This is a genomic window from Streptomyces sp. cmx-4-9 (assembly GCF_046548835.1).
Lineage (GTDB): Bacteria > Actinomycetota > Actinomycetes > Streptomycetales > Streptomycetaceae > Streptomyces.
Map to the genome: position 1 here is coordinate 197,118 of NZ_JAEBEE010000006.1, position 17,202 is coordinate 214,319.

Consider the following 17,202-nt stretch of genomic DNA (forward strand, 5'->3'; position numbering starts at 1 on the left):
AACGATGGCCACGGCCACTTGGTGAGTATCGGCCAGCGGGTGACAGGTGCGCGGGCCTGCTAGCCATGGGACGGGCCATCCAGTCGGGTTCAGAGGTACTTGTCAGGCGCGTCCGAACGGCAACAACCCGCACTGGTTGCCCCCCGTGCCCCCCGTACCCCGAACCCGCAGCGGGGTACCCGATGCCTGATGCCTGATGCCCTATGTCTGATGAACGCCGCGTCACGACCAGCGCGGACAAGCCCACGATCATCGTGGCGATCAGACGGGACATCGAACGGGGAGACCGGACCATGCGCTTCCTGGCGGAGCGGCACCTCGTCAGCCGCCGCCTCGTCCGCAAGGCCCTGAACTCGCCCGCGCTGCCACCCCGTACACAGCTCCCTCCGTTCGAAGTCCCTGCCAAAACCCGCTTCGGCCCGCGACCGACACCACCCTGAACGAGTACGCAGCCACACACGCGGGCGAACTCCCTTCAGTGAGGCCGATCTGGAGAGCGGCTGAGGGTGGTGCCCGTTCGGGGCTTGTCCGGGGGCTTGTCCGGGGCAGCCGGCGCGAGTCGGTGCGAGGCTGGTACTCCAGCTGTAGATCGTGATCTTCATGTCTGCGCGGCTTGCCGCCGGTAGTGGCTGGTTTGGGATCGGGCCTGGTGGCGGCGGCGCCAGTCGGACCAGCTGAGCCGGTGGACGGCATTGTGGACGGGCCGCACGGCGAGGGCGAAGAACAGGCGCTGGATCTCGTTGCAGGTGAGCGGCATCAGCTCGTCCGGCCCTGGGTGGCGGGCGTGTTCGTCAGCGCGGACGACGGCGAGGAAGGCGTGGGCGAGCAGCGGCGTGAGCGGACACTCAATGCTTACTGCGACTGGCATCACCGGGTGTGGCGCCACCAGTAGTGCCCGACGATGAGTTCCTCGAGTGCATGGAGCCTGTCCGTGGCCATCTGCGCATGTGCATCGGGGTGTTTGAGCGCGATGCAGAGGTCGGAAGCGAGGTAAGTCGCCTCACGAACCTCGCATTCCGCTCGGAGGGTTTCCAGTGAGCTCGTCGTCGCCTGGGCGATGACGTCGAGAACGGTCTCCATGTGGGGGCCGCTGAACCGGGCCAGGAAGAACCAGTCGTCGGCAGGTTCGCCGAAGCGGGCCCACTCGAAGTCCAGCAGAGCCATCACGCTCAGATCGCGTACGAGCCAGTTGTCCCAATGGCAGTCCGCGTGAACCGGGACGACGGCTTGTGCGTGCAGCGGCGCGCGCTTCGCGATCGCCGTCAAGCCGTCGAACAGAGGGCGGGGTATGGTTCCGTGCCGGTCCAGGGCGGCGAGGTTCTCAACCTCGGCAAAGAGCGCAGCCTGGCTGGTGAAACCGCCGTGGTCGAGAGGTTCCCTCAGCACCTGTCCGGTGTCGCCCTCGGGCATCCAGCTGTGCAGTCGGTCCAGCTGCTGGACTGCCTCCTCCGCCAACGAGCGTGCGGTCACAGCGTCCACGCCAGGCATGCCCATGCCGGGAGCTGCCCCCGGCACGCGGGCGTAGCAGGCGTAGCGAACGTCGCGCGTCCCCAGGCGGTGGAGCCCACTGTCGAGCAGAGGGGCCGTGAGGCCGGTGGGCAGGTGGGGCGCGAGCGCAATCTCCCGATTCAGTCGCGAGTGGCCGGCGGCATCGATGATCTTCACGACGACGTCCGAGCCGACGTAGACGTGGTGGGAGCTGCTCTCGGCAGTGGCCATGGGGCCGGGGTCTCGCCCCAGGGCCGCTGCAGCGATCGTGCGAGCGGCATTGTGGGCTTGCCGCAAGTCGGTCATGAGTACTCCAGCCGTAGGCCGTGATCTTGCCGATGGGGTCGACTGAGACGGGGTTGCGGTCACCGTTGATCATCGGTTTGTGGAGACAAACGAAGAGTAGGTAGCCGCAGGTCACAGCATAGATCCCGGCCGTTGGCGGGAGGCGTTCGAGGTGGTCATGGGCCGGATCGCGGGCCGCTTCACCCGGGTTGAACCCCGGCTGCGGGCCGCCCGGTTGGTGATGGGCTTGATGTCGGACCTGCCCCGCAAGAACTGCTGGACCATCGCTGAGTGGGTTGGGGAGAAGACTCCGCACGGCATGCAGCATCTGCTGTGCCGGGCATCCTGGGACGCCGATGCCGCGCGCGACGACGTGCGCGAGTACGTCGTAGAACATCTCCATGACGATGCTGCGGTGCTGGTCGTGGACGAGACCGGCGACGTGAAGAAGGGCACCCACACCGTCGGGGTCCAGCGCCAGTACACCGGTACCGCCGGCCGAATCGAGAACTCGCAGGTCGCCGTCTATCTCGTCTATGCAGCCGATCGCGGACACGCGGCGGTGGACCGGGAGTTGTACGTCCCACGCTCGTGGACCTCCGACCCGGATCGATGCCGGGCGGCCGGGCTCGGCGAGGACACCGCCTTCGCCACCAAGCCGGAGCTGGCCCGATCCCAGGCCAGCCACTACCGGCGGTAAGCCGCGCAGACATGAAGATCACGATCTACAGCTGGAGTACTAGAGGTACCGGCGGGCTTCATGGGCGGGGGTCACGGATGAGTTCCATCTGGTGTGGTGCGATCTCCTTCGTGTGGGCACTGGGGTGCTCGGGGCGCGAGGGTCGGCTGGGTCCAGGTAAGCAACAGGCGGAGTGCACGGCATTTCGCTGTGGTGGGTAGAGGCGTACGCCATCGAGTGAGCGGTGCCCCGGGCCGGTGCAGGGTGGCTGCTCCTTGTCCGCCAGCTATTCACTCAGTACCTATACATGGTGCATAGTGATCCGCATGAGCACCCGCCATGTCCTACTCGGGCTCCTCGCCGGGGGGCCGGGCCACGGCTACGACCTCAAAAGGCGGCACGACGAGCGCTTCCCGCAGGCCCGCCCGCTCGCCTACGGCCAGGTCTACACGACACTCCAGCGCCTCGTCCGCGACGGCCTCGCCGAGATCGAGGGCACAGAGTCCGAGGGTGGGCCCGAGCGCACCCGCTACCGTGCCACCGCCGAGGGATCAGCCGAACTCAGCGCCTGGATAGGGGAGATCGCCCCGCCCGCGCCCCATGTCGCGAACGAGATCTTCGCCAAGGTTGTCGTCACGATCCTCGCCGCGGCCGCTGGCCACGACCAGGCCGACCCCGCCGCGTATCTCAACGCCCAGCGCAACGCTCACAAGAAGCGGATGCGCGAACTGACCGCGGTCAAGACGGCCCCCGGCGCTGACCTCGCCACCGTTCTGTCCGCCGACTACGCCCTCGCCCATCTCGACGCCGATCTGCGCTGGATGACCACAACCACCGCTCGGCTCCAAAGCCTGACCAAGGAGGTCGGCTCCGCATGAGCCTGTTGACCGCACGCGGTTTACACAAGACCTACGGGAAGACGGAGGCCCTGCGGGGCGCGACGGTCGACCTGCGCGAGGGCGAGATCCTCGCCGTAACCGGGGCGAGCGGCAGCGGCAAGTCCACGCTGCTGCACTGCCTGGCCGGAATCGTCACCCCCGACGAGGGTGCGGTCCTCTACGACGGCAGACGCCTCAACACGTACGACGAGAACCGGCGCACCGAACTGCGCCGCACCGACTTCGGCATCGTCTTCCAGTTCGGGCAGCTCATCCCCGAGCTGTCGGTGCTCGACAACGTCGCGCTGCCGCTGCTGCTCGCCGGTGCCTCGCGAGGGGAGACGCACCGGCGGGCGGACGAGTGGCTGGAGCGGTTCGGCGTGCGCGGGCAGCGGGAGCTGCGGCCGGGCGAGCTGAGTGGTGGCCAGGCCCAGCGCGCGGCGCTCGCCCGCGCGCTGATCACCCGGCCCCGGGTGGTGTTCGCCGACGAGCCGACGGGCGCGCTCGACTCGCTCGCCGGGGAACAGATGATGACGGCCCTGGTGCACGCGGTGCGCGAGACGGGGGCCGCGGTGCTGCTGATCACGCATGACGCGCAGGTCGCGGCGTACGCGGACCGCGAGGTGCAGCTGGCCGACGGCGCCGTGACCGCACTCGGCCAGGACCAGGAGGCGGCGAACAGTGAGCTCTGACCTCCGCCTCGCCTGGCTGCTCCTGAGGGGCTCTAACCGTCGCGAGTGGATCCGGATGGCGCTCACGGCACTCGGCGCGCTGCTCGCCACAGGCTTCGCGCTGGCCGCAGCGGCACTTCTCTCGATGCGCGGTTTCGTGGTCCATTACGGCACCGGCATCATCGGCGACCCCGGTACCCGCCCCAACGTGGCCCTCGCCCTGCTCGCGCTGTTCATCCCCATCACCGGATTCCTCGGCCAGTGCGCCCGGATCGGCGCGGCCCACCGCGACCGGCGGCTCGCCTCGCTACGGCTCGCGGGGGCCCCGCCCCGCCAGGTGCGCAGGATCGCCGCGTTGGAGACGGGGCTCGCCTGCCTGGCCGGATCGGTCGCCGGGCTCATCGCGTTCGCCGCGCTCCGGGCGGGGTTCGACCCGGGCCGCGAAGCCCAACACCCGCTGGTATGGATTGCATTCGCGGGCTTCACCTTCGCGATTCCGGTGCTCGGCGTTCTCGTCAGCCTCTTCGCGCTGCGCCGGGTGGCGGCTTCGCCGCTCACCGAAGCGCGCCGCACCCGTACCGTGGAAGGCCGCAATCCGATGGTCACCGTGCTGCCCATCGCCGCTGTCGGCGCCGTGTTCGCAGGCATCTTCACCGCCGTGAACCCGCACTCCCTCGGGGTCCCCTTCATGGCACTCGCGGTCGTCGTAGCGACCTTCGCCGGAGCGGTCGCGGTCACAGGCGGCTGCGCTCGGCTGCTCGGCCGCCGCCTCGCCGCCTCCGCCGACGCGGCCGTACTGATGGCTGCGGCCCGGCTCCGTACGGATCCGTGGGCTGCCGCCCGTACGCATGCCGCCGTGCTCTTGGTCACCACGGTCTGCACGGCGTTCGCCGGGATCGGCCTGCGGCTGCACGAGGTCGTCACCGCTCCGGGCGCCTACACGGACACCTCCTACTACACGAGCGGCATCCGCCTGATCGGCGCCGGCTTCCTCATCGCCCTCGCAGTCGCTCTGTCCGGCCTCGCTGTCGGCACCGTCGAGGCCCTGACCTCCCGCCGCCGGAACCTGGCCGCACAGCACGCTTTCGGAGTACCGCGGCGCGTACTGCGCCGGGCCGTACTCCTGGAGACCGCCCTCCCGCTGCTGCCCGCCGTCCTCCTCGCGGGAGTGGGCGGCATGGTGATCCAGCTCGGCTGGGAGGCCATGACCGGCGGCACGACCGCCCCGCAGCTGCTCCCACTGCTCGTACCGGTCGCCGTGTACGCCGCCTGCCTGCTCGCGGCAGCCACCTCGCTCCCCCTGCTGCGCCGCACGGTCCACCCGGCCGAGCTGCGCTACGCGTAAGAGGCTGCCGGGTGGTACCGGCGCCCCGGGCCAGCGCGTCTGCCGGCGTCTGCCATGTGCAGTGACACATGGCCGCATGCCAGGGGCGCCGTGCCCGGTCGGACGCAGGGGCCGGGATGACCGAGGAGGAACCGTCGACGCTACGTTCGTCTTCTCGCGCGCGGACCTGTGGGAGGAGGCGCCCGCCGCGTCCCCGCGGACGCCACCGCACCGCGGTAGGGGTGTCACCGGGAACGGTTAGGGTGCCTCGGGAACGCGATCACGCACCCGTGGGGGATGGAATGACAGTGCACCGGCCCGGACGGCCGCAGGACCTGCCCGCCCCGGAGGTCCTGTGGGCCCGGTGGAGCGCGGTCGCCGTGCTCGGGGCGACGACCGAGGCGGAGCAGAAGCAGCCGGTCCACCGCACGGGCTGCTGGATCGACGACCGTGGGCTGCACCTCGACGACTGCGGCTGCACCTGGTGGACGCTGAAGCCGATGGGCGGGGGCCGGTTCGTGCTCTTCGGCGAGGACGAGTCCAGCGGGGTCACGTGGCACGAGCCGCCGGTCGACATGCTGGCCGGGGCTCCGCACTGGCTCCCTCACGACGAGCTCCGCGAGCTGATCGCGGGGAACGAGCTGGGGTGCGTGTACTGGTCCGAGAACGGGTCCTGGGCGCGGGCTCCGTACCCGGCGGACCTCGATGACGACGGTCTCGACTGCGGGTTGAGCCGTTTCGTCAACGAGGACGAGCTGCTGCGGGAGCTGGACGGCGGGGCCGTCCTGGGGGAGGGCCGCGCGGAGCTGGTACGCCGCGCCGAACGGTACGAGCTGACGCCGGAGCTGCTGGAGACCCTCGTCCGCGGTTCGGGCGGCGAGTCCGCTGACCTGCCGGCCATGCTGCGCGCCCTGCAACGCTCGGGCCTGTCCCACGGGAGCCCGCAGCCCGCCCCGTGACATCGGGGGACTTCCCCGACGAAGGGGAGTCGGGACGGCTCAGCAGGACGGCGCGACCGAGGGCCGCACACCACGTCACTGCCTGCCTCCGTACTCCGCGAAGCAGCTTCCGAGCGCGCCTTCCCCTCCTGGGCCGGCGAGACCGTGCCCGAAGCCACCCAGCCCTCCACCGCCTCATCGGTGAAGATCACTCCCTGAGCAGGGACGGAGCCCCGGGTGTCTCTCATCACCGAGTACAGCACCACCGCCCGACCGGACCGCAGGATCGTGGAGGTCTACGACTCGGATGCCTACCTCGGCGACGACGAGGCGTTGCAGCGGTCAAGGACCCGGGTAGTCGCCGGAAACGGCTACCACCTCTACCTCCACAGCCTGCAACCTGACATCGAAGTAGAGGTCGTCATCAGGGTCTGGGACACCCCCCAGGAGCCCCCGGAAGACGCTGAGGGCACGGTCCCTGTCTCCCTGGAATCAGAGACGGGCCAACTCGTCGTGAACCAGTGCACCTTCGGGCCGGCGGGCATCATGGACCTGCCCCGGCCCGGCGTCTACGACGGGCACGCGGCATGGAGCGGACGAGACGCCACGGCCGCCTACTACGACACATGCCTCCAGCGCGCTGCCGATGAGCAATGGGGAGCGGAAAGGATCGGAGCAGCCTGGAGGCAGTGCTCCACGGCTGAGCAGTACATCCTCGACCTATGGTTCGTAAGGGAATCCGAACCCGAGGACGAAGACGAGGCATAGCCCTGTGGACTGTTCTCCAGAGATCAGATGGTCTGGGCCTGGACGGCCTGGACGGCCTGGACGGCCCTGGACTGCGTGGTGGAGGCCATCGCCTCCTGTCGGCAGTCGCTGATATCTCCAGTTCCTCCTCCTGATCTCGCAGGAGGGGCGTCCGGCGGCTCGTTTGCGACGCGGGAAGGCCCGGCTGGTGCCCAGGTAGATGCCGTCGGCGATCACCGTCGCCCCGGCCGCTGCGGCCGGTAAATCCGATTACCGCCGGATGTGGGCGTCGGCTTGTGCGACCTTCGAGCGACGGACGAGGGGCAGCCGGGTGCACCATGCCCCCGGGGGTGTGTGCGGGGGCCATCTCTGGCACCCGGGAGACGCCGGATGGCCACCGAATTGCCCGGTTCAGCTACCTGCTTGGTCGGGCGCGAAGCGCCGGATCACCGGATGGTCGGCGATGCCCGGGACTCGCGCCGTCAGACACGCATGGGCTTCGTTTCGGAGCTCGGCGAACGCTTCGAGCAGCTGCTCGCGTGCCACGGAAGTCGCCCACGGTTTCACTGAGGAACTCATCGCGATGCGGTCTCCTTCCACGTGGAGGCGGATCACCTCCGCTCCCTCGGTGAAGTTGAACGCGCTGTCCTCCCCCGCTGCGAGGCACTTGCCGACCCATGAGACGGACAGTGCGAGGTCGACGAGAGTGATGAAACCCCTGTTCGAGATGACCTCGACATCGTTGATGGTCAGCTGGGCGCGGACTCCGAAGTGCTTGTACCGAAGGTCCATCTCTGAGATGTCCGCAGTATTCACCTGCTGCACCCGGTCCCATGTCGTATGCCACGGAGACTCCGGCTCCGGAAGGGTGAAGGAAAACTCGATCAATTGGCTCCTCTGAGACAGTGCGGCCGGCTAGGGGGGAACGCGGTGATGATTTTGCCCTCGTTCACCATCACGGTGATGCTGGTCAGGTCCCCCTCCGCCGTACTCCTCTTTCCGGCCTGCCCGCTTCACGTGACGCGTGGACGCTCGGTTACCCGTCACCGCGACGGTCTCGCCCGAGTCCGTGCGCAGGGCGATGCCCAGGGGCAGCTTGGCCTCGGTCCCGCTCAGTCAGATCGTTTTCCCTGGTCATCCGAGCCCGCGCCGGTGGCCGACCCCGCGCCCGCCAGAACCGGTTCCGCCGCCGCGGAGGCACGCGCCGGGACGACGGCGGCCGCCGCTGCCGGCACCGACTGCTCTAGGGACTGCGGCGGCCAGCGGCGGTTCATCGCCTTCGTCAGCTTGCGGCCCAGGTTCTGGAACGGCATCTCCACCAGCCGGTACACCACCCAGCAGACCACCAACAGCACCGCGACGTACCCGGCCACCCACGACCACCGCTCGACGAACGGCATCGCGGCCAGCTTGTAGTAGTAATGCTTGCTGTCCCAGCCGAGCTGCCACAGCAGGAACTTCTTCACCGGCCAGTGCAGCAGGTACACCGAGAAACTGACCGCGCCCAGCCAGGTCAGCAGGCGCGGCAGCCGCCGGTTTCGCAGCAGGAAGAAGAGCCCGAACGACGCCCACGCCGCCAGGTAGGCGTTGGTCCACGCCGGCCAAGTGAAGGTCGCGGTCGCGCTCCCCATCGCGCCCCGGTTGTACATCCACCCCACCACGGCGCCCGCCGCCACCACGAAGCCGACGGACACCCCGGCCTCGACGCGTTCGATCTGCCCGTGCTGCGCCCGGTAGATCACCGTGCCCGCGAACATCGTCGCGAGGATGGTGAAGGTCTCGTACGCGGGCGTCCGGCCATTGGTGCACACCAGCAGCAGGCCGAACCCGCCCAGCAGCAGACCGCCGATTCGGGCCAACGCCGCATTGCCACTGATCATGCAGAGCACGCCCGTGACCACGATGAGCACGGCGGCAGCCACGAGGTGGTTGAGCTCCGCAAAGGTGTTGTGGGTCAGGCTGTTGGACGGGATCCAGACGCCCAGAACGAGCGCGACTCCCGCCGCTGCGACCGCGATCGGCGTGGTACGCCGGTGCCAGGCCACAGTGAAGAGGCTGCTGACGAAGAAGTAGAAGAGCATCTCGTAGGTGAGTGTCCACGAGATGCCCAGCGCATTCACCACGCCCAGCATGTCCGACAGCATCAGGCCGTTACCTGCCAGCCAGAGCTTGTGGTGCCCGTATCCGTCGAACGTGAGGACCTGGTAGTCGTGCGGCAGGATGAACTGGGCCAGGAGCATCGTCACGATCAACGCCGGATAGATCCGAAAGATCCGGCCGATCCAGAAGGCCCGGACGTCACCGCGGCGCTCCAGCGAAGCCGGAATGATGTATCCGCTGACGATGAAGAAGGCGATGACCCCGTAGAAACCGAGATCGAAGTGGGCCCCGATGGCGCCGCCGTAGGGGATCAGCCACATGATCTCGAAGTGGTGGGCCGCCACGGCCAGCGCGGCGATCCCTCGCAGAGCGTCCAGCCAGCCGAGCCGGCTTCCCGGTGCGGCGCCGCGTTTCCCCCGATCCGCCCTCTGCGCCCCCCAGCGAGCCGGCAATGCCTTGGTCATCATCCGCCGGAGACTAGCCCATGCGGAGTAGCCGACCGCGGCAGGGGCTGGCTACGGGGTCCGGTCATGCCCAGCGCGTGACGGTGCGCTGACCACGAGTCGTGGCACCGCAGACAAGACGGCCCCGACACCCTCGCACGAGTCCGGGCATGCCTTGACCTCGGCCGCCGGCGGCAGCCCACACCCGTAGGCCGTGGCCTGCGCCGGCTCGCCATCGCGGCTGGGGGGGGGGCGGTGCGACCTCTGAGTCCGAGGGGTGTCCACCGACGGGGCGCGATGGCGGGGGCGGGCGGCGAAGACCAGGGGGTGCTCGGCTGCGTAGCCTCGTACCCGGAGTCCCGGAGCCCACTTGCTGGACCTGGCCGGCCCATAAGGCAAGGCTCAGGACGGCCGGAACCCCAACCCTGCGGTGAGCAGGGGCCGAGACGGCGGTGTCAGCGGCCGTGCGATGCTCGGGTCGACATCCGGAGCCGAAACGAGGGCAGGGTTTCGAGGGGTAACCGGGGGCTGTCCACGCCCCGCTGCCTCGCTGCCGCGTCGGCTCCCGCCCCGCCCGTACCACGACGTATGCCCGCAGGAGGACCGTATGCCCGACACCCGGCCGCTGACGCTCATGGCGGTGCACGCCCATCCCGACGACGAGGCCACCGGGACCGGAGGGGTCCTCGCGCGCTACGCGGCCGAAGGCGTCCGCACCGTTCTCGTGACCTGTACCGACGGCCGGTGCGGCGACGGACCCGGGGGCGTCAAGCCCGGCGATCCGGGGCACGATCCGCTGGCCGTCGCCCTGATGCGCCGTCAAGAGCTGCGGGCCAGCTGTGACGTCCTGCAGGTCACCGATCTGGAACTGCTGGACTACGCCGATTCCGGAATGATGGGCTGGTCCAGCAACGACGACCCCGGATCCTTCTGGCAGACCCCCGTCGAGACCGGCGCTGCCCGGCTTGCCGCGCTGATGGAGCAATACCGGCCCGATGTGGTCGTCACCTACGACGAGAACGGCTTCTACGGCCATCCCGACCACATCCAGGCCAACCGCATCACCATGGCGGCCCTGGAGATGACCGGGCTGACACCGAAGGTGTACTGGACGACGATGCCCCGTTCGGGGATGGAGCAGTTCGGCAAGATCATGCGCGAGTTCCAGGAGGACATGCCGGAGCCGGACCCCGCCGAGGAGGCGGCGATGGCCGAGATCGGCCTGCCCGACGAGGAGATCACCACCTGGGTGGACACCGCCGCGTTCAGCGACCAGAAGTTCGACGCGCTGGCCGCGCACGCCAGTCAGGGCGAGAACATCTTCTTCCTCCGCATGGGCAGGGAGAGGTTCGGCGAGCTGATGGGTACGGAGACCTTCGTACGGGTCCGGGACACCACCGGCGCGGCCGTTCCCGAGAACGACCTCTTCGCCGGACTGCGCTGACCCGCCCCCGCCCGGCGCCCCGCCTGAATGGGGGGCGGGGCGCGGACCGCTCACCGGAGGAATTCCCCGGCCATGGCCCGGACGATATCGTGACTTGTGCGCGGAGAGGGCAGGATTCGAACCTGCGTGGGTCCTTTCGGTCCCGACTTCGAGCGAGCTCTGGTCCCCGATAAGCCACTCCGGGCACCTCTCCTGGTGTCAGGGGCCGCCTGGTGGGCGGGTTGACGTTGTGGTGTGGGTTGTGCGCGGAGAGGGCAGGATTCGAACCTGCGTGGGTCCTTTCGGTCCCGACTTCGAGCGAGCTCTGGTCCCCGATAAGCCACTCCGGGCACCTCTCCTGGTGTCAGGGGCCGCCTGGTGGGCGGGTTGACGTTGTGGTGCGGGTTGTGCGCGGAGAGGGCAGGATTCGAACCTGCGTGGGTCCTTTCGGTCCCGACTTCGAGCGAGCTCTGGTCCCCGATAAACCACTCCGGGCACCTCTCCTGGTGTCAGGGGCCGCCTGGTGGGCGGGTTGACGTTGTGGTGCGGGTTGTGCGCGGAGAGGGCAGGATTCGAACCTGCGTGGGTCCTTTCGGTCCCGACCTCGAGCGAACTCTGGTCCCCGATAAACCACTCCGGGCACCTCTCCTTGTTCCTGGCCCGGTTTCCCGTGCCGTTCACATGGAGAACATTGCCAGCCCCCTCTGACGCCCCGCTGACTTCTCTCTGACGTCCCACGGAAAGAGAATTCGCACCTTCCCCGGGTCGCTGTTTCGGTGCTCTACTTTCATCGACCGAAACAGTTGACGAAAGGGCCCCCGAATGCTCGCCACCATTCAGGACGGCGCAGTTCTCGACGCCATCCGCACGCACACACAGGCCGAAAACCCCAGCGCCTTCCTCGCGCTGGGCAGCGGCAACGAAACGTTTTCCCAGACCGGCCTGAACGGGGTCGTCGTGTACCGCCGCACCGGCCGGTTCGCCGTGCAGTTCGGTGGCCCGTTCGCCGCCGAGGACGACTACGGCCCGCTGCTGAACGCCTTCCGGCAGTACGTCGCCGACGAGGGCCTGACCCTCGTCGGCGTCCAGCTCCAGGCACGGGACGCCGCCGAGTACGCCCGGCGCGGCTTCGTCGTCAACCAGGTCGGCGCCTCCTGGGCCGTCTCCCTCGCCGAGTTCTCGCTGCGCGGTACCCGCTTCATGCAACTGCGCAACAAGATCTCCCGCGCCCTGCGCAACGGTCTGGTCGTCCAGGAGGTCAAGGCCGAGGACTGGGCGGACGGCCTGCGGACCATCGACGAGGCCTGGCTGGGCTCCAAGGGAGGCGCCCGCCCCCTGGAGTTCCTCGTCGGCGAGATCGGCGGGGAAGGGCAGGCCGAGCGCCGGCTGTTCGTCGGCACCATCGACGGCGCCCCCGTCGCGTACATCTCGTACTCCCCGGTCTACGGGAGCCGGGCGGGCTGGATGCACGACCTCAGCCGGCGGATACCCGAGGGCTCCCCGGGCCTGATGGAAGCCGTGAACGCCCATGCCATCGAGGTGTTCCGCGCCGAGGGCGTGCCGTGGCTGCACTTCGGCTTCACCCCGTTCACCGGACTGGACGCGGCCCATGAGCAGGACGGCCACAGTCCGGCCTTCCAGTGGCTGATGCACGCCCTCTGGCAGGGCGGCGACGCCCTGTACCCGGCCCGTACCCAGCTCTCGTACAAGCAGAAGTGGGCTCCGGATCTGCTGGTACCGGAGTACGTGGCCTTCGACGGACCGGCCTCCGTCGCCTCGTTCGCGCACATCTTCCGTGCCTGCAACGCCTTCTGAGGTCCTGTCGGCAGGACCGGCCGTCAGCCGCATCCGCCGTATCTCCGCATCCGCATCCGCATCCGCACCCCGCGTCCCCGCACCCCACAGACAGGAGCTGGACCAGTCATGAGTGACACCGAAACCGCCGAGACCCCCGAAACCGCCCCCGAAACCGCCCCCAGCGGTCCCGACGAGGTTCAGCAGGCCGTGCTCGGCGGGCTGATGGCCGTCATCGGCGCGCCCGACGACCGCGAGACCGCCCGCACCGCCGATGCAGCGCTGCACCAGCTCGACCAGAAGCTGCGCGAGCACTGAGAACCGTCGCTGAGCGGTCGCACCGCGCAAGCGGTCAGTCCAGCATCAGTGGCGCATCAGTTCGACGCGCGAGGCTTGGCGCGCTTCAGACGGGCGCCCCGGCCTCCGCGGCGTACCCCCCCCGGAACGCCGCGGCCCGGGGCGCCCCTTTCCGCTTCTGGAACCTTCCGTCAAGGAGCTCTGCATGCAAGGTCCGCACGTCCAAGTGACCGATGTCAACGCCGTCAACGCCGCCACGCCGCGCACTGGGGCGTCGGCCACCTTTTCGGAGCTACTCAAGCGCGTCAAGGCGGAGGGACTCCTGGACCTAGACCCCCGCTACTACGTGTGGCGGCTGTCCCTCAACAGCGCGCTGATCGCCGCCGGGCTCGCCGCCTTCTTCCTGATAGGCGACTCCTGGTGGCAGATGGTGACCGCCCTCTGGATGGGCCTCTGCGGCGGCCAGTCCGCGTTCATGTGGCACGACGCCGGCCACAAGTCGATGTTCCGCAACAAGACGGCCGCCGAGGTCATCGGCTACTTCCACGCCAACGTCGTCAACGGCGTCAGCTTCGGCTGGTGGGTCAACCACCACAACCGCCACCACAGCAACCCCAACCACCTCGACAAGGACCCTGACATCGGCCGGCGCACCGCGATCTTCGACATCAAGCAGTACGCGACGCGCAAGGGCCACCAGAAGTTCGTCGTGCGCTACCAGAGCGTGATGTTCTTCGTCCTGCTGCTGCTCGAGTCCTTCAAGATGCACAAGACCGCGGTGCTGGCCATAGCCCAGGGCAAGACCAAGCGCCCCGTGCTGGAGTCCGTCCTCTTCCTGGCCCGGACCGCGTTCTACCTGACCTGCGCCTTCACGGTGCTCTCCCCGGTCCTCGCCGTGGCGTTCATCCTGGTGCAGCAGGCCTCCCTCGGTTTCTACTTCGGCATGATCTTCGCGCCGAACCACAAGGGCATGGACGTCCGGGACGGCGACGAGGAGACCCTTGACTGGCTGGAGCGGCAGGTCCTGACCTCCCGCAACATCCGCCCGTCCTGGTACATCGACTTCCTGTACGGCGGACTCAACTACCAGGTCGAGCACCACCTGTTCCCCGCGATGCCCCAGAAGAACCTGGCGCGGGCCCGGGAACTCACCCGGGAGTACTGCGCGGAGCGCGGCGTCCCGTACCACGAGGTGGGGTTCTGGGCTTCCTACCGCGAGGTGGCCACGTACCTGCACGAGGTGAGCGCCCCCGTGCGCAGCGGTGAGGCCGACAGGCAACTGGAACGGGCCGCCTAGTGCCGTGACCGGCCGTGGGCGCTGGGCGCAGCCCACACGGGCCCTCCTCACCACGAGTCCCGGGGGCCCGCCTCCCGGGACTCCGTCGTGTCGTGCCCGGCCCCGCGCCCCTCCCGACGCCCGCTTCCCCTTCTCCCCTGCCGACCGCCCACTACCCCCTCCCCCCTCCCCCCTCTCCTCCTCCTTCGTCCCCCGTTTCCCCAAGGAGCTCCAGATGGCCGAGACGGCCACCCTCGTCAAGGCGCCGGCCGACCGGGCCTCGTTGGCGACCCGGCTGGACCGGATGCCGATCACCTCCACCCACCGCAGCCTCACCGCGGTGATCGGGGTCGGTCTGCTCTTCGACACCTTCGAGAACCACCTCTCCGGCACCCTGGCCAAGGTCCTCCAGGCGGACTTCGGCTTCGGGTCCACCGAGCTGAAACTGGTCCTGGCCTCGGCCTTCATCGGGCAGTTCGTCGGCTCGCTCACCCTCGGGAAGATCGCCGACAAGTACGGCCGCCGCCGCGCCTTCCTGATCAACCTCGCGCTCTACTCGGTCTTCTCGCTGCTGGGCGCCTTCTCGCCCAACGCCGCCTGGCTGATCGTCACCAGATTCTTCGCGGGTATCGGCATCGGCGCCGAGCAGGCCCTCTCGGACTGCTACCTGGCCGATGTGCTGCCCGCGAAAAAACGCGGCAGATTCATCGCCTGGGCCTACACCCTGGCCTTCTGCGGGGTGCCCCTGGTGGGCTTCGCCGCGCTGTGGCTCGTCCCGCTCAGTCCGCTGGGCGTGGACGGCTGGCGCTGGCTGTTCATTGCGGGCTCCCTCGGCTCCGCCGTGGTCTGGGTGCTGCGCCGCCGTCTGATCGAGTCGCCGCGCTGGCTGGCGGCGAACGGCCGCAGCGCCGAGGCGGAGGAACTGGTCGCCCGGATGGAGGCGCAGGTACCCGCCGCAGCCCTGGCCGAGAGCCGCGCCACCGGCACGACTCCCGATGCGTACGCCGGTACGGACGACCCTGACGGGCAGCACGGCACGGCCGCCACCCACGCCGGGCCGCGCCTGCGGCTGCGGGACGTCTTCCGGCGCGGCCTGCGCCGCCGGACCGCCATGCTCTGGGTCTTCTGCTCGCTCTCCGTGGTCGGCTACTACGGCTTCGGCACCCTCGCCCCGCAGATCCTCGCCGCCAAGGGGCACGGGATCGTCGCCGGCATCGGCTTCACCGCCCTGTCCTTCCTCGGCTATCCGGTCGGCTCGGCCCTCGCCATCCCGGTGATCGACCGGATCGAACGCAAATTCCTGATCGCCCTCTCCGCCGCCGCGATGGTGGCCGCCGGCCTCGGCTTCGCCCACGCGGGCTCGGCCGTCCTCATCGCCGCCTTCGGCTTCGCCTACACCCTGTGCAGCAACGTCTTCGCCAGCGTCTCGCACGTCTACCTCGCGGAGCAGTACCCCACGGAGATCCGCGCCACCGCCTCCGGAGCCGCGTACTCGCTCTCCAAACTCACCGCCGCCCTGCTGCCGTTCGCGCTGCTCCCGGTGCTCCAGGAGTACGGGCCCGGGGCGCTGTTCGCCGTGATCGGCGCGGCCATGGCGGTGATGACCGTCACCGTGCTGTCCCTCGGCGACCGGACCACCGGCGCGCCGGTAGACCGCGCCGTCCCTCCCACCCGCCACTGACCGGCCCGCTCGCCCCGGCAGCCCACCGGTCCTCCTGCACTTGCGCACACCTGCACTTGCGCACACCGGCTACACCCCGCACGCCTGCACACCACCCACCACCCGCTACCCACCACCCACCACCCGCTACCGAGGGACCCCATGACGACCCACACCGCCGCCCCCACCGGTTCACTCTCCGCCCCGCTGCTCGCGGGCAAACGCCTGCTGGTGACCGGGGTGGTCACCACCTCCTCCATCGCCTTCCACGCAGCCCGCCTCGCTCAGGAGGCCGGCGCCGAGGTCGTCCTGACGGGCTTCGGCCGCCTCAGCCTCGTCGAGCGGATCGCCGCCCAACTGCCGCGGACCGCGCCGGTCGTCGAGCTGGACGTCACCGACCGGAGCCAGCTCGACAGCCTCGCGGACCGGGTCGCCGAACACCTCGGGGACGACCCGTCCCTCGACGGGGTGGTCCACTCCGTCGCCTACGGGCCGCCCGGCGCCTTCGACTTCCTGCACGGTGACTGGGAGGACGTCTCCACCGCCGTGCACGTATCCGCGTACTCGCTCAAGTCCCTGACCACCGCCTGCCTGCCGCTGCTGCGCCGGTCCGGTTCCTCGGTCGTCGGGCTGACCTTCGACGCGCGCGTGGCCTGGCCGCACTACGACTGGATGGGCGTCGCCAAGGCCGCGCTGGAATCCACCAACCGCTACCTGGCCCGGGACCTCGGCGCGTCCGGCGTCCGCTGCAACCTGGTCGCCGCGGGTCCGCTCACCTCGCTGGCCGCCAAGTCCATCCCCGGTTTCGGCGACCTCGCCGAGGCGTGGAAGGACCGCGCGCCCCTCGGATGGGACCCGTCCGACGCGGGTCCGGCCGCCCGCGCGGTGGTCGCGCTGCTGTCGGACCTGTTCCCCAGCACCACCGGGGAGATCGTCCACGTGGACGGGGGCCTCCACATCACGGGCGCCTGACGCCATGGGCCTTCCCGCCGCGGCGCCGTACGGTCCTCCGTACGGCGCCGTTCCCGTCCCACCACCCCGAGCCCGTACTCCCGCCCTCCGGCCCTCCCTCCGTCCCCCGTCCCCGGTCCTCCGGTCCCCGTCCCCGTCCCGCGCACGCCGAAGGGCCGGCGGCCGGAAAGCGTGTGCTTTCCGGCCGCCGGCCCTTCGCGCTGCCGCACCCGGCGGCCCGTTCCGGT

The 17,202-nt window shown here is 69.6% G+C and carries 15 protein-coding genes, 1 tRNA gene and 5 pseudogenes; 13 read left to right on the forward strand and 8 right to left on the reverse strand.

From position 1 onward, the window contains the following. Nucleotides 1–203 precede the first annotated feature (203 nt). Nucleotides 204–440 carry a hypothetical protein gene (locus ACLJTM_RS19775; protein WP_411104978.1) on the forward strand — a complete coding sequence of 79 codons (237 nt, stop codon included), beginning with the start codon at nucleotides 204–206 and terminating at the stop codon, nucleotides 438–440. Between the two features lie 158 nt (nucleotides 441–598). Here the strand turns inward: ACLJTM_RS19775 and ACLJTM_RS19780 are convergent. After that, nucleotides 599–829, reverse strand: a pseudogene (locus ACLJTM_RS19780) (IS701 family transposase); the annotation flags it as partial. Nucleotides 830–867: 38 nt separating this feature from the next. Next, nucleotides 868–1,794 carry a phosphotransferase gene (locus tag ACLJTM_RS19785; protein WP_411104979.1) on the reverse strand — a complete coding sequence of 309 codons (927 nt, stop codon included), beginning with the start codon at nucleotides 1,792–1,794 and terminating at the stop codon, nucleotides 868–870. A 157-nt stretch (nucleotides 1,795–1,951) separates the two neighbouring features. Here ACLJTM_RS19785 and ACLJTM_RS19790 point away from each other — a divergent pair. From ACLJTM_RS19790 to ACLJTM_RS19815, 6 genes and pseudogenes are all read left to right on the forward strand, one after another. After that, nucleotides 1,952–2,464, forward strand: a pseudogene (locus tag ACLJTM_RS19790) (IS701 family transposase); the annotation flags it as partial. A gap of 314 nt (nucleotides 2,465–2,778) precedes the next feature. Next, nucleotides 2,779–3,330, forward strand: a complete 552-nt coding sequence (locus tag ACLJTM_RS19795) for a PadR family transcriptional regulator (RefSeq protein WP_411104980.1) — start codon at nucleotides 2,779–2,781, stop codon at nucleotides 3,328–3,330. Further along, nucleotides 3,327–4,022, forward strand: a complete 696-nt coding sequence (locus ACLJTM_RS19800) for an ABC transporter ATP-binding protein (protein ID WP_411104981.1) — start codon at nucleotides 3,327–3,329, stop codon at nucleotides 4,020–4,022. Before ACLJTM_RS19795 ends, ACLJTM_RS19800 begins: the two co-directional genes overlap by 4 nt. Next, nucleotides 4,012–5,346 (forward strand): FtsX-like permease family protein, encoded by a 1,335-nt coding sequence (locus tag ACLJTM_RS19805; RefSeq protein WP_411104982.1) that lies wholly within the window; start codon nucleotides 4,012–4,014, stop codon nucleotides 5,344–5,346. The genes ACLJTM_RS19800 and ACLJTM_RS19805 overlap by 11 nt, the downstream gene beginning before the upstream one ends. Nucleotides 5,347–5,627: 281 nt before the next feature. Next, the gene (locus tag ACLJTM_RS19810) at nucleotides 5,628–6,284 is read left to right on the forward strand and encodes a hypothetical protein (RefSeq protein WP_411104983.1); all 657 of its coding nucleotides are present in this window, start codon (nucleotides 5,628–5,630) and stop codon (nucleotides 6,282–6,284) included. A gap of 216 nt (nucleotides 6,285–6,500) precedes the next feature. After that, entirely contained in the window at nucleotides 6,501–7,031 is a 531-nt protein-coding gene (locus ACLJTM_RS19815) for a hypothetical protein (RefSeq protein WP_411104984.1), read from the forward strand. A 390-nt stretch (nucleotides 7,032–7,421) separates the two neighbouring features. Here the strand turns inward: ACLJTM_RS19815 and ACLJTM_RS19820 are convergent, their stop codons facing one another. Together ACLJTM_RS19820 and ACLJTM_RS19825 are read right to left on the reverse strand one after the other, a co-directional pair. Then, entirely contained in the window at nucleotides 7,422–7,898 is a 477-nt protein-coding gene (locus tag ACLJTM_RS19820) for a hypothetical protein (protein ID WP_411104985.1), read from the reverse strand. Nucleotides 7,899–8,122: 224 nt separating this feature from the next. Next, the gene (locus tag ACLJTM_RS19825; protein WP_411104986.1) at nucleotides 8,123–9,577 is read right to left on the reverse strand and encodes an acyltransferase family protein; all 1,455 of its coding nucleotides are present in this window, start codon (nucleotides 9,575–9,577) and stop codon (nucleotides 8,123–8,125) included. A gap of 610 nt (nucleotides 9,578–10,187) precedes the next feature. On the opposite strand from ACLJTM_RS19825, the gene ACLJTM_RS19830 reads away from it, so the two are divergent. Beyond that, nucleotides 10,188–10,997 (forward strand): PIG-L family deacetylase, encoded by an 810-nt coding sequence (locus tag ACLJTM_RS19830; RefSeq protein ID WP_411105305.1) that lies wholly within the window; start codon nucleotides 10,188–10,190, stop codon nucleotides 10,995–10,997. Nucleotides 10,998–11,098: 101 nt separating this feature from the next. Here the strand turns inward: ACLJTM_RS19830 and ACLJTM_RS19835 are convergent. From ACLJTM_RS19835 to ACLJTM_RS19850, 4 genes and pseudogenes are all read right to left on the reverse strand, one after another. After that, a pseudogene (locus ACLJTM_RS19835) lies at nucleotides 11,099–11,178 on the reverse strand. Between the two features lie 65 nt (nucleotides 11,179–11,243). Further along, a pseudogene (locus tag ACLJTM_RS19840) lies at nucleotides 11,244–11,323 on the reverse strand. 65 nt (nucleotides 11,324–11,388) lie between these two features. Continuing rightward, a tRNA-OTHER gene (locus ACLJTM_RS19845) sits at nucleotides 11,389–11,480 on the reverse strand. A 53-nt stretch (nucleotides 11,481–11,533) separates the two neighbouring features. Beyond that, nucleotides 11,534–11,625 (reverse strand): annotated as a pseudogene (locus tag ACLJTM_RS19850). A 173-nt stretch (nucleotides 11,626–11,798) separates the two neighbouring features. Between ACLJTM_RS19850 and ACLJTM_RS19855 the strand changes: the two are divergent. The 5 genes from ACLJTM_RS19855 to fabI all read left to right on the forward strand — a co-directional run bounded on the left by ACLJTM_RS19855 (nucleotide 11,799) and on the right by fabI (nucleotide 16,975). Continuing rightward, on the forward strand, nucleotides 11,799–12,791 hold the full coding sequence (locus tag ACLJTM_RS19855) for a DUF2156 domain-containing protein (protein ID WP_411104987.1): 993 nt from the start codon (nucleotides 11,799–11,801) through the stop codon (nucleotides 12,789–12,791). 108 nt (nucleotides 12,792–12,899) lie between these two features. After that, nucleotides 12,900–13,088: a hypothetical protein gene (locus ACLJTM_RS19860; RefSeq protein WP_411104988.1), complete on the forward strand. Its 189-nt coding sequence runs from the start codon at nucleotides 12,900–12,902 to the stop codon at nucleotides 13,086–13,088. Between the two features lie 184 nt (nucleotides 13,089–13,272). Then, a complete protein-coding gene (locus tag ACLJTM_RS19865; protein ID WP_411104989.1) occupies nucleotides 13,273–14,364 on the forward strand; it encodes a fatty acid desaturase family protein in 1,092 nt (363 codons plus the stop codon). A gap of 214 nt (nucleotides 14,365–14,578) precedes the next feature. Next, nucleotides 14,579–16,024, forward strand: coding sequence for an MFS transporter (locus tag ACLJTM_RS19870; protein ID WP_411104990.1), 1,446 nt, complete (start codon nucleotides 14,579–14,581; stop codon nucleotides 16,022–16,024). 141 nt (nucleotides 16,025–16,165) lie between these two features. Further along, the gene (gene fabI / locus ACLJTM_RS19875) at nucleotides 16,166–16,975 is read left to right on the forward strand and encodes an enoyl-ACP reductase FabI (RefSeq protein WP_411104991.1); all 810 of its coding nucleotides are present in this window, start codon (nucleotides 16,166–16,168) and stop codon (nucleotides 16,973–16,975) included. Nucleotides 16,976–17,202: the final 227 nt, after the last annotated feature.